At 61.7% G+C, this 12617-nt stretch carries 9 protein-coding genes; 4 read left to right on the top strand and 5 right to left on the bottom strand.

What is annotated here, in order from left to right:
- Positions 1-102: 102 nt before the first annotated feature.
- From LIY36_RS23570 to LIY36_RS23560, 3 genes are read left to right on the top strand one after another with little or no spacing between them, the layout of a single operon-like run.
- Entirely contained in the window at positions 103-1344 is a 1242-nt protein-coding gene (locus tag LIY36_RS23570; RefSeq protein ID WP_192300532.1) for an exonuclease SbcCD subunit D C-terminal domain-containing protein, read from the top strand.
- Complete coding sequence (locus LIY36_RS23565; protein ID WP_226457359.1) at positions 1341-4979, top strand: AAA family ATPase; 3639 nt, start codon at positions 1341-1343, stop codon at positions 4977-4979. The genes LIY36_RS23570 and LIY36_RS23565 overlap by 4 nt, the downstream gene beginning before the upstream one ends.
- Positions 4976-5569 carry a glutathione S-transferase gene (locus tag LIY36_RS23560; RefSeq protein WP_226457358.1) on the top strand — a complete coding sequence of 198 codons (594 nt, stop codon included), beginning with the start codon at positions 4976-4978 and terminating at the stop codon, positions 5567-5569. The genes LIY36_RS23565 and LIY36_RS23560 overlap by 4 nt, the downstream gene beginning before the upstream one ends.
- Before the next feature lie 125 nt (positions 5570-5694).
- Here LIY36_RS23560 and LIY36_RS23555 read toward each other — a convergent pair whose 3' ends face one another.
- The 5 genes from LIY36_RS23555 to LIY36_RS23535 all read right to left on the bottom strand — a co-directional run bounded on the left by LIY36_RS23555 (position 5695) and on the right by LIY36_RS23535 (position 10996).
- Positions 5695-5874: a hypothetical protein gene (locus tag LIY36_RS23555; RefSeq protein WP_226457357.1), complete on the bottom strand. Its 180-nt coding sequence runs from the start codon at positions 5872-5874 to the stop codon at positions 5695-5697.
- Between the two features lie 156 nt (positions 5875-6030).
- The gene (locus LIY36_RS23550; RefSeq protein ID WP_226457356.1) at positions 6031-7206 is read right to left on the bottom strand and encodes a lactonase family protein; all 1176 of its coding nucleotides are present in this window, start codon (positions 7204-7206) and stop codon (positions 6031-6033) included.
- Complete coding sequence (locus LIY36_RS23545; protein ID WP_192300537.1) at positions 7193-7486, bottom strand: DUF5629 family protein; 294 nt, start codon at positions 7484-7486, stop codon at positions 7193-7195. The genes LIY36_RS23550 and LIY36_RS23545 overlap by 14 nt, the downstream gene beginning before the upstream one ends.
- 78 nt (positions 7487-7564) lie before the next feature.
- Complete coding sequence (locus tag LIY36_RS23540) at positions 7565-9940, bottom strand: efflux RND transporter permease subunit (protein ID WP_226457355.1); 2376 nt, start codon at positions 9938-9940, stop codon at positions 7565-7567.
- Positions 9941-9958: 18 nt separating this feature from the next.
- The gene (locus LIY36_RS23535) at positions 9959-10996 is read right to left on the bottom strand and encodes a WD40/YVTN/BNR-like repeat-containing protein (RefSeq protein WP_226457362.1); all 1038 of its coding nucleotides are present in this window, start codon (positions 10994-10996) and stop codon (positions 9959-9961) included.
- Between the two features lie 306 nt (positions 10997-11302).
- On the opposite strand from LIY36_RS23535, the gene LIY36_RS23530 reads away from it, so the two are divergent.
- Positions 11303-12418, top strand: a complete 1116-nt coding sequence (locus tag LIY36_RS23530) for a Gfo/Idh/MocA family protein (RefSeq protein ID WP_226457354.1) — start codon at positions 11303-11305, stop codon at positions 12416-12418.
- Positions 12419-12617: the final 199 nt, after the last annotated feature.

The following is a 12617-nucleotide window of genomic DNA, read 5'->3' as shown; positions in this document are numbered from 1 at the left end:
GCTCCCCAGCACCTCCCACATTGGATCTTGGCTAGCCACCGGCACCGTGCGTGCTTTTACAGGTAAACTCCCCTCCTTTTCATCTTCTCCAGGGAGTTTGCCTTGCGTCTGTTCCACACCTCCGACTGGCACCTTGGGCAAAACCTGCACGGCCAGGAGCGCGACTTCGAGCACGCCTGCTTCCTCAAATGGCTGCTCGAGCAATTAAAGGCCCAGCGCCCGGATGTGCTGTTGATCGCCGGCGACATCTTCGACACGGTCAACCCGCCGCTCAAAGCCCAGGAGCAGCTGTACGATTTCATCATCAGTGCCCACGAACAAAACCCCGACCTCACCATCGTGATGATCGCCGGCAACCATGACTCCGGTTCGCGTATCGAGCTGCCCGCGCCGTTGATGCGCCGCTTGCGCACCCACGCCCTGGGTCGCGTGCTGTGGCTGGACGACGGCCAACTGGATGCCGAACGCCTGCTGATCCCCCTGCCGAATGCCAAAGGCAAGATTGTCGGCTGGTGCCTGGCGTTGCCGTTTTTGCGCCCCGCGGAAGTCACGGGCGCGCACCTGGGTGACGATTACCTGCGCGGTATCGGCCAGGTGCATGAGGCGCTCATCGCTGCTGCCAACGCCAAGCGTAAAAAAGGCCAGGCGCTGGTTGCCATCAGCCACGCGCACATGGCTGGGGGCTCGGTATCGGAAGACTCCGAACGCAGCCTGATCATCGGCAATGCCGAGGCGCTGCCGGCCAAGCTGTTTGATAGAAGCGTCGCTTATGTTGCCCTCGGCCATTTGCACAAGCCGCAAAAGGTCAATGGTGAAGAACGTATTCGCTACAGCGGCTCGCCGATCCCACTGTCGTTTTCCGAAATTGGCTACAAGCACCAGATTCTCGACGTGTTGTTCCAAGGCGAGCGACTGGTCAGCGTCGAACCGTTGCTGATTCCGCGGTCGGTCAACCTGCAACGCCTGGAAGCCGCGCCCCTGGCCGACATTCTCACGGCCTTGAGCGAGTTGCCCGACGTCGACCTGCTCGCCGAAACCCAGCACCACCCCTGGCTGGAAGTGCGCGTGCGCCTCGACGAACCCCAACCCGACCTGCGCCAGCAGATCGAAGCCGCTCTGCAAGGCAAGGCCGTGCGCCTGGTGCGTATCGCCGCCGAGTACGCAGGCACCGGCCCACGGGAGGAGGAAGGCGAAGCGCGGCTGATAGAACTCGACCAGCTCACCCCCCAGGAACTGTTCAGCCGCGCCTGGCAGGACAGCTATGGCAGCGAAGTGGATGAACAGACCTTGAAGGATTTCGCCGTGCTGCTCCAGGACGTGCAACAGGAGGATGAACAGCCATGAAGATCTTCGCCATCCGCCTGAAAAACCTGGCCTCCCTGGCCGGCCCGTTTGAAATCGACTTCACCGCCGAACCCCTGGCCAGCGCCGGGTTGTTTGCAATCACCGGCCCCACCGGCGCCGGTAAAAGCACCCTGCTCGACGCACTGTGCCTGGCGCTGTTCGGCGCCGTGCCCCGACTGGGCGACACCGGCCAGGCCAAGATGCCCGATGCCGACAGCGACATTTCCATCGGCGATCCGCGCACCTTGCTGCGCCGTGGCACGGGTGGCGGCTATGCCGAGGTGGATTTTGTCGGCGTCAGTGGCCGTCGCTACCGTGCGCGCTGGGAAGCCAACCGCGCCCGCGACAAGGCCAGCGGCAAATTGCAGAACAGCCGCCAGAGCCTGATCGACCTGGACAGCGAACAACTGCTGGCCAGCCAGAAAACCGAATACAAGACCCAGTTGGAACTGGCCCTGGGCCTGAACTTCGAACAGTTCACCCGCGCCGTATTGCTGGCCCAGAGCGAATTCAGTGCGTTCCTCAAGGCCAACGACAACGAACGCAGCGAGCTGCTGGAGAAACTCACCGACACCGCGCTGTACACCCGCCTCGGCCGCCGTGCGTTCGACAAGGCCAAGGAGGCCAAGGACGCCCACAAACACTTGCAAGACCAGGCCACCGGCGTGGTGCCCCTGGCCCCTGAAGCCCGCGCCGAGCTGGATGAGCAGTTCATCCAGGCCCAGCAACAGCTCAAGGTCCAGCAGGCCCAGCTCAAGCAGCTGGAGTTGCAGCACACCTGGCTCAAGGAGCTGCGTGAATGGCAACAACGCCAACTCGACGCCACCGAACAGCTCCAGCGCGCGCAAGCGGACTGGGATAACCAGGGCCAACAACGCCAGGACCTGAGCCGCCTCGAACAATTGGCACCGCAGCGCCACCAGTTCACACGCCAAGCCGAGCTGCTCGGCATGCTGACGCCTTTGGCCGCGCAGATTCAGGCGTCCAACACCCAACAGACCGAGCTGCTTACCCGGCAGGCCCAGGCCCAGCAGCAACAAGCCGCCGCCCAGGCCGCATTGGCCGACGCGGTCAAACAGCAAGTCGACGCAGGGCCGCTGCTGCAACAGGCCTTCGCCGAACAGAACACCCTCGCTCACCTGGCCAAAGACCTGGCCAAGCGCAACGACGACAAACAGCAACAGCAAAGCGCCTGCACCGAAGGCCAGAACCTGCTCAAAGCCTTGCAGGAAAAGCAGGCCGCCGTCACTGAGCGCCTGCAACGCCTCGCCGCCGGGCTGGAGCGCAGCGCCGCACTCGCGCCGCTGGGCGATGCCTGGACCGTTTACCGTGAGCGTCTGCAACAGTTGATGCTGATCGGCAATCGCCTGAACAAGGGCCAGGCCGAACTGCCGCAGTTGGAACAGCGCGCCACTGCCGCCGCCGAACGGTTCACCCAGCAACGCGAAGCCCTGGACCTGTTGTACCAAGAGGCCGGCGCCGAACCCCACGCCGTGGCCGAGCAAATCCAGCTGCTCGCCAGCCTGCTGCAAGACAATCGCAAGCAACAGCGTGCCTTCGAAGACCTCACGCGCCTGTGGGACAGCCAGCAGCAACTGGATCAACAGTCCGGCGCGCTGACACAAAAGCTTGCCGACGCCCAGCAGCAACGCGAACAGCTGAACCAGACCGGCCTGCAAACCAAGGCCGAGTTGACGGTAGCCGAGCAGACGCTGACGGTGACCAAACAGCTGCTGGAACGCCAACGCCTGGCGCGCAGTGCCAGCGTCGAGGAACTGCGCGAGCAGTTGCAGGACGATCAACCGTGCCCGGTGTGCGGCAGCCACGAACACCCGTATCACCAGCCCGAAGCGCTGCTGCAAAGTCTCGGTCGGCATGACGAGAATGAAGAGGCCACGGCGCAAAAAGCCGTCGACACCCTCAAGGAAAAACTCACCGAACTGCGGGGTGAAGTGGGCGGCCTGATCGCCCAGCAAAAGGAGTTCCTGCAACAGCAGGAACAACTCGCTGCGCAACAAAGCGCCCTGGCGCCCAGCCTGGACGCACACCCGCTGTCAGCCCTGCTGTTCAATCAGGACGCGGCCAAGCGCAGCGCATGGCTGGCCCAGCAGCTCAGCCAACTGACACAAAGCATCAGCCAGGACGAACAACGCCAAGGCGCCCTGCTCAACCTGCAACAAAATGCCGGGCGCTTGCAGCAACAACTGCAAGCCGCCCAGGACGCCAGCCAGCAAGCCCGCCAATTGCTGGTGGACCAGCAGCGCGAACTGTCCAGCGACCGCGAACGCCTCGACGAAGAACTCAATGGGTTCGCCAGCCTGTTGCCCACCGAGACACTGGAAGGCTTGCGCAGCGAACCGGCGGCGACCTTCATGCAGTTGGACCAGCAGGTCAGCCAGCGCCTTGAACAGTTGGGCCAGCAAAAAGATGAACTGGCCGAACAACAAGAACGCCAGCACGCCATCGAGAAAGAACAGACCCACCAGCAACATCGCCAGCAACAGCTCGACGCACTGCTGCAACAACTGCGCGACGTGACCGCACAGCATCAGGCCGCACAGCACACGCTCAGCACCTTGTTGGGCGAGCATCCGAGCGCCGAACACTGGCAACAGCAGTTGGAACAGGCCGTGACCCAGTCACGCCAAAGCGAAGCCGACGCCAACACGCAACTGCACGAGTTGCACAACGCCTTGATCCAGTTGGCTGCCGACCTCAAGGCCCAGCAGGAACGCCAGCAGGCGCTGCTGACCGAACAGCACACGCTCGACAGCCGCATCAGCGAATGGCGCGCCCTGCATCCCGAGCTGGATGACAGCGGCCTCGCACGCCTGCTGGCCTTCGATGAGGCGCAGGTCAGTGCGCTGCGCCAGCAGGTGCAGCACAGTGAAAAAGCCGTCGAACAAGCCAAGGTGCTGCTGCAAGAGCGCGAGCAGCGCCTGGCCGAGCACCTGGCCTTGCACAACGGCAACCTTGATGCCGAGCAACTGGACAGCACCCTGGTGGCGCTCAACCAACAATTGGCCGACGGCGAAAAACACCTCGCCGAACTGCGTGCGCGCCAGTCCGAAGACCAGCGCCGCCAAGATGCCAATCACAGCCTCGCGCTGACCACCGCCAAAGCCTATGAAGAATGGCAGCGCTGGGCCCGTCTGGAAGCGTTGATCGGCTCGGCCAACGGCGACAAATTCCGCAAGATCGCCCAGGCCTACAACCTCGACCTGCTGGTGCACCACGCCAACGTGCAACTGCGCCAACTGGTGCGCCGCTACCGCCTCAAGCGCGGTGGCAGCATGCTCGGCCTGTTGGTACTGGACACCGAAATGGGCGATGAACTGCGCTCGGTGCATTCGCTGTCCGGTGGCGAGACTTTCCTGGTGTCGTTGGCGCTGGCGTTGGGCCTGGCGTCGATGGCGTCGAGCACGTTGAGGATCGAATCGCTGTTTATCGACGAAGGTTTCGGCAGCCTCGACCCCGAATCCCTGCAATTGGCAATGGATGCGCTGGACGGCTTGCAAGCCCAGGGGCGTAAGGTGGCAGTGATCTCCCACGTGCAGGAAATGCACGAGCGCATCCCGGTGCAGATCCAGGTCAAGCGTCAGGGCAATGGCTTGAGCACCCTGGAGGTCAAGTGAGCGAGGTGCTGCTGTACTCGTTCCGACGCTGCCCGTACGCGATGCGTGCGCGGTTGGCGTTGCGCTACTCAGGCGTGGCGGTGCGTATCGTCGAGGTCAGCCTGAAGGCCAAGCCGGCCGAGATGCTGGCGCTGTCGCCCAAGGGCACGGTGCCAGTGTTGAGCGTTGATGGCCGCGTGATTGAGGAGAGCCTGGAAATCATGCAGTGGGCGCTGGCGCAGAACGATCCGCAGGATTGGCTGCTCGGCGGCGACCCGGCGGTGCTGGCGTTGATTGCCGAGAATGACCAGGTCTTCAAGCAACACTTGAACCGCTACAAGTACGCCGAACGCTACCCGGAGCAGTCAATGGAGCACTATCGGGCCGAGGGCGAGGTGTTTTTGCACAAGCTGGAGGGGTTATTGGCCGAGCGGGATTACCTGCTGGCAGACCACCTGACCCTGGCGGATGCTGCACTGGCGCCGTTTGTGCGTCAGTTTGCCCATGTGGATCGAGTGTGGTTTGCCGGTACATCGTATAAACGGTTGCAGGTATGGCTACAGCGGTTTCTGGATTCACCGCTCTTTGTCGCAGTGATGGCAAAACCCTGAGAGCAACACGATCGACTGTGGGAGCTGGCTTGCCTGCGATAGCATCAACTCGGTACAACCGATTCACCGAGGTGTCTGCGGCGCAGGCAAGCCAGCTCCCACATTAGATTCAGATGATCTTGAATTCAGTGCTGAGCCTTGTGATCCAGTGCGGCATAGAAGTTGGCGCTCTGTTGCAGGTATTTCTGGGTGTAGGCGCTGGTGCTGGATTTCTTGCCGGTGAGTTCCACGCTGGCGGCCGCTGGCAGGGCCACAGTTGCGGAAACGGCGGAAGCGGCGATGATGGAGAAGAGGTTCAAGTTCATGTCGGTTACCCTTGTGTTCGTTTGGTTTGAGTGGCCGGGAAGGCCTTGGAACCCAACTTACGCCCGAGGGTTGAACCTTAGAAATGCTTTGAAACAGTAGCCGTTATCACTCGAATTAATAGAAAGGCTCAGGCCCCGCAGTGCGGGGCCTGTGGCTTATTGACGCACCAGGAACTTGAGGTCGCTGGGCGCATCTATCGGCAATTTCTGCACGGTTTTACCCAGCAGGCCGGTCTTGGGGTCACGCTCGACCACCACAATTTCATTGCTTTTCTGGTTGGCGATCAGCAGAAACTTGCCGCTCGGGTCCAGGCTGAACTCGCGCGGATGATCGCCTTCGACGGAACGGCGTTGCAGTTCCGTGAGGTGTGCGGTCGCCGGGTCAATGCCGAACACCAGCAACTGATTGGCGGTGCCACGGTTGCTCACGTACAGGAACTTGCCATCGGCGGACGCATGCAGTGCCGCACCGGCCTTGTCCGCAGCCGGTTGCCCGGCAGCGAAGTCCACCAGCTGAGTCTGGCTGAGCTTGCCATCCTGGTAGTCGAACACCGCGACCTGGGCACTCATCTCGGTGGTCAGCCACGCATGCTTGCCATCGGCGCTGAACAGCAGATGACGTGGACCGCTGCCCGGCGGCAACTGCACCGAGGCGGGCTCGGCCGGAGTCAACGGCAGTTCATGATTGGCCTTGGGGTCGTAACGATAGGCAAACACCTTGTCTGCTCCCAGGTCCTGCACAAACACGTACTTGCCATCCGGCGACGACACCACCGAATGCACATGGTTGGAGGCCTGGCGCTCAGGGTTCACACGGCTGGCCGGGTGCCCGCTCAACTGCACGGGTGCCGACAGCTTGCCGGCGGCGTCCACGGGCAGGATCGCCAGGCTGCCGCCCGGATCTTCCAATACCGAATAGTTGGCGACGAACAGATAACGCCCGTCAGCAGCCACGCTGGAATGAGTCGGCTCGTTGCCCAGGCTCTGCACCTGATTGATCAGGGTCAGTTGATGACTTTGTGGGTCGATGCGGTAACTGCTCACACGACCGACCGGATCGTTCTGACCCGGGCCGTTCTCATTGACCACAAACAAATGTTTCTGGTCCTTGGAAACGGTCAGCCACGACGGGTTGGCGGCCTTGGCCGCCAGTACCGGCTGGCCCTGGAACTTGCCCGTACGGCTGTCGAATTGCAGGCGGTAGATGCCTTCGCTGGTGCCGGCGGTATAGCTGCCGACCAACAGTTCATAGGTCTCGGCCGGTGCGGCCTGCACCGACATCGCGCCAACACTGCCCGCCATCAGCAGGGGCCAGAATTTACGCATCAGCATCGGCTTCGTCCTCGTCGTTATTGTTGCCGGTGAACGCGCTCAAACAAACCAGGCGGTGCTCACCCTCTTCATTGATCAGCAACCAGCTTTGCAGGCTTTCATCGAAGGTGGCGGCGGCCAGTTGTTCGGGGCTGAACTTCCAACGCTTGAGGTCCCGACCGTCCATGCTCTCGATCAGCAAATGCTGGTCAAAGATGAACTCGAAGGCGTGCAGCCCGTTGATGATCAGCATGTCGCTGTCGTTCAGGGCGCTGCTCAGGTTTGGTGTTGCGTCGGTCATGATGTGAAGTCACTGCGGGGGAAAAGACACATGATAGGTCAATTCCCCCGCCGTGCCTTGCGGCATTGGTCTAATCGATCAATGGGCGAAGAGTGAGTTGCCCTTCTGCCCCGCCAATTTCTCGGGTTTGATCAGGAACCGCGCCAGTGCCGGCAGCAGCCACAATGCACCGAACATGTTCCACAGCAACATGAAGGTCAGCATCAGGCCCATGTCGGCCTGGAACTTGATCGCCGAGAAGATCCAGGTGCACACGCCGATCGCCAGGCACAGGCCGGTGAACAGCACGGCTTTACCGGTGGACTTGAGCGTCTGGTAGTACGCCTCTTGCAACGGCAGGCCCGCACGCAGGAAGCTTTCCAGGCGACTGTAGATGTAGATGCCGTAGTCCACGCCGATCCCGACGCCCAGCGCCACCACCGGCAAGGTGGCGACCTTGACGCCAATGCCCATGAACGCCATCAGCGCGTTACCCAGCACCGAAGTCAGCACCAGCGGCAGCACGATGCACAGGGTCGCCGCCCAGGAGCGGAAGGTGATCATGCACATGGTCGCGACGCACAGGTACACCAGGATCAGGATGGTCAGCTCGGATTCCTTGATCACCTCGTTGGTGGCCGCTTCGATCCCGGCGTTACCGGCGGCGAGGATGAATTCCAGGCCGTCCCTGTTGTTCTCCTTGGCAAACTCCTGCACCGCATGCACCGCCCGGTCGAGGGTCTCGGCCTTGTGGTCATTGAGGAACACCAGCACCGGCGCCAGGGAGCAATTGTTGTTGTACAGGCCGTCGGCCCGGGCGATGGAGTTGTTCAACACATCCGGGTTACGCGACAGGGTTTCCCACTTCAGGTTGCCCTCGTTCATGCCCTTGATCATCTGCTTGGACACGGTCACCAGCGAGATCGCCGACTGCACGCCCTCGGTGTTCTGCATCTTCCACATCAACTGGTCGATGGGCGCCATGGCTTCGTAGCGCGAGCAGCCTTCGGCGTTGGTCTTGACCATCACCACCAACACGTCGGAGCTGGTGGAGTAGTTGCTGATGATGAAGTTGTTGTCTTTGTTGTAGCGCGAGTCCGGACGCAGTTCCGGCGCGCCCTGATCGAGGTCGCCGATCTTCAGGTTCTGGCTGTACCAGAGGCCGCCGCCAAAGGCCACCAGGGCCAGGGCGATGGAGATCGGCGCGACTTTCGGGCTGGCAAAGTTCGACAGCAGGCGCCAGAACGAATGCTCGCGGTTCGCGTCTTTCTTGCTCTTGGCGATGGCGCGCTTGCTGATGCCGACGTAGGAAATCGCCACCGGCAGCAGGATCAGGTTGGTGAACACAATCACCGCCACGCCGATGGAGGCACCGATGGCCAGCTCACGGATCACGCCGATGTCGATGATCAACAACGTAATGAAACCCACCGCATCCGCCAGGATCGCAATCATCCCCGGCAGGAACAGTTGGCGGAACGTGCGCCGCGCCGCCGTCAGCGCGTTGTCGGCCTCGCTGGATTGCAGGGCGATGCCGTTGATCTTCTGCACGCCGTGGGAAATACCGATGGCAAAAATCAGGAACGGCACCAGCATCGAATACGGGTCCAGCCCGAAGCCGAAAAAGTGCATCAGCCCCAATTGCCAAATCACCGCCACCAGCGTGGTGCTCAACACGGCGATAGTGCTGCGCAGGCAGTTGGTGAACCACAACAGCAGGATCAGGGTGATGACAAACGCGATGCCGAAGAACATCACCACCATCACCAGGCCGTCGATCAGGTCGCCGACCTTCTTGGCGAAGCCGACGATGTGGATCTTGACGTTGGGGTTCTGCGCTTCGAACTTGTCACGGATCTTGTCTTCAAGTTCATGGGAGAACTTGCGGTAGTCCAGGGCCAGCAACTTGCCCTGGTCCTGCGGGTCCGGGTAGGACTCCAGCAGCGGGATGTCGACGATGCTTGATTTGAAATCGTTGGACACCAACCGCCCGACCTGGCCGGACTTGAGCACGTTGTTGCGCAGTTGATCGAGACTTTCCGCCGAGCCGTTGTAGCTTTGCGGGATCACTTCACCGCCGGCAAAGCCTTCTTCGGTCACTTCGGTCCAGCGCACGCTGGGGCTCCACAGCGACTTGAGGCCCGAACGGTCGACGCCGGAGATGTAGAACACCTCGTCGTTGATCTGCCGCAGGGTCTCCATGTACTCCTTGGTGAAAATGTCGCCGTCCTTGGCCTCCACCGAAATCCGCACCGTGTTGCCCAGGTTCGCCAGGTCGTTGCGGTGCTCCATCATCTTCTCGATGAAGGGGTGCTTGAGGGGGATCATTTTTTCAAAGCTGGTGGACGGGCGAATCAACGTCGCCTGCCAGAACAGGAAAACACTCACCAGCAGGCAGATCACGATGACTGCCGGGCGGTTGTTGAAGATCAGACGCTCAAGAAAGGTCGCTTTATCGTTGTGATGACTGCTCATTGAATCCCCGCCTTCTTATTATTTTGAGAGCTCTGCGCCGGCAACGGTGGCGACACGCACGCCACCCTGCCCCGCGAGGATCAAATTGCCATTGCCTGCCGCCGTCACCGAGGAGAGGGAAATCCGGTCCGGGCGATTGAAGACGCTGAAGGTCAGTCCGTCGTCATGGCTGACGACCACGCTGCCACCATTGCCGACCACCACGATGGCGCCGTCGTCCAGCAAGGTCGCGCCGGACAAGCCGAACTCCAGCGCGCCCCGTGCGGCATTCAGTTCGACCTGCTCCCAGGTGCTGCCAAAATCCGTGGAGCGGTACAGGTTGCCGCGCAAGCCAAAGGCCAGCAAGGTCTGCGGCTGGGCGGTGCCGATCACGCCAAACAACGAGCCCTCGTAGGGGCCTTGGAGCTTTTCCCAGGTCTGGCCGTCGTCGCTGGAGCGGAACATGCTGCCCTGCTCGCCGACGATAAACAGGCCGGCATCCTTGATATGGGCGATGGCGTTGAGGTGGAACTGGTCTTCGTTGTCGAGACGCTCGCTGACGTCGTTCCAGGTCTTGCCGCCGTCGGTGGTTTCGATCAGCGCGCCGTAGGCGCCAACGGCCAGGCCGTGGTTGGCGTCGTTGAACCATACGTCGAGCAAGGGGGCTTCGCGCTTGAGGTCTTGAAATTGCTGGGTCCAGGTGACGCCCCCGTCGGCGGTGGCGAGGATCTGTGCATCATGGCCCACCGCCCAACCTTGCTTGTCATCGACGAAATACACCGCCGTGAGCAATTGCCGGGTGGGGACCTTGGCCTGGGCCCACGTGGCGCCCTGGTCGTCGGAATAGAGGATGTGCCCGCGATCACCGACCGCCACCAGGCGCTTGCCGGCGTGGACAACGTCGATCATCAGGCCCTTGGCGGCCTTGGGGGATTCAATCGCAAACACCGCTGCGGCGGGGGTATCGCTGGCGGCCTGGACGGCCGTCGGCAACGCGACGGCCCCAAACAGCGAGAGCGCTGTGGCCAGCAACGCAACCCTGCGTGCGGCATGTGGGCGGCAAACAACCCAACCCATGACAGGCTCACTCATAGACCTTTCTCCCATTTATTATTGTTATCGCCTGCCTTCCGGGGCCTTGAAACCTGCAATCTAGAGCGCCTGGAGGAAGCAGGGGCCATCCTATCGGGCTTTCGAATCGTCTGACAATCGGCGCTACGTTATGTTTTGTTAACTGGCGGCATTTGGCCACGAGCTGAATATAGCTGCATTCGCCGGAGTGATTGTCGACACGCAATGAATTTTTATTCCACCTATTGAGTTTAAGGAATTTTTATTCCATTAATAGCGCCTCTGAAAACAATAATGCAAAGGACCACGGCTATGCGTGAACTCGGAATCGGCTTGATCGGCACAGGCTTCATGGGCCGCGCCCATGCCTTGGCGTTCAACAACGCCCGCGCGGTATTCGAACTGCCGGTCACTCTCAAACTGGCCGCCCTGGCCGACGCCGACACCGAGCGCGCCCAACGCTGCGCCAACGCCTGGGGATTCGCCCAGGCCCACGGTGACTGGCAGGCGTTGATCAATGACCCCAACGTCGACATCGTGGCCATCACCACGCCCAACCACCTGCACTACCCCATGGCCATGGCCGCCATCGCCGCCGGCAAAGCGGTTTACTGCGAAAAACCCCTGGCCGTCAGCCTGGAGCAAGCCGACGCCATGCGCCGCGCCGCCAGCACCGCCGGGGTGGTGACGCGGGTCGGCTATAACTACCAGCACAACCCGATGATCACGCTGGCCAGGCAGATGATTGCCAATGGCGATTTGGGCGACATCATCAGCTTCCAGGGTGAGTTCAGCGAAGACTTCATGGCCGACCCGACCTCGCCCTGGTCATGGCGCTGCGAAGTCGGACATGCCGGCGGCGCCCTGGCCGACCTGGGCAGCCATTTGCTGTCGATGGCGCGCTTTTTGGTGGGCGACGTGGCCAGCGTCTGCGCCGACACCCACACCGTGCACACCGAGCGACCGGCGGTCAAAGGCAGCAGCGAACTGAAAACCATCGCCGTCGACGACCAGGTGCATGCCCTGCTGCGCTTCGCCAACGGCGCGCGCGGCACGGTGAGCAGCAGTTGGCTCAAGCATGGCTACAAGAACCACCTGAGCTTCGAGATCAGCGGGACGAAAGGCACGCTGGCCTTCGACCAGGAGCGCCTGAATGAACTGCGTTTGTGCCGTGTCGGCCAGGACGGCTTCCAGCGCCTGCTCGCGGGGCCAGCCCTGCCCGGCTACGCGGCATTCAGCCCGGCGGCGGGGCATCAGTTGGGTTACAACGAATTGAAAACGCTGGAGGTGCAGGAGTTGATCATGGCCGTGGCCGGTCAAGGTACGGATGGCACTGACTTCGAGGCGGCATGGGCGGTGGAGCAACTGGCAACAGCCATTCGCGTGGCCGCCAGCGAAGAACGCTGGGTCAAAGTGAGCAGCGTCTAGTCCCCAACATTGCAGTGGATTTATGTGGGGACGGGCTTGCTCGCGAACGCGGTGGGTCAGCCAATGAATGAGCTGACTGACACACCGCTTTCGTGGGCAAGCCCGCTCCCACAGGTGATTGGTGTTGCTGGAATGTCAGTGTTCGGCTGGAGATCCCCCTCACACCGCCAATCCCCTGTGGGAGCTGCCGAGCTTTAGC

It is taken from the genome of Pseudomonas sp. AF03-9, assembly GCF_020515815.1.
In the GTDB taxonomy this organism is placed as follows: domain Bacteria; phylum Pseudomonadota; class Gammaproteobacteria; order Pseudomonadales; family Pseudomonadaceae; genus Aquipseudomonas.
This window is presented reverse-complemented; position numbering and strand designations above follow the sequence as displayed.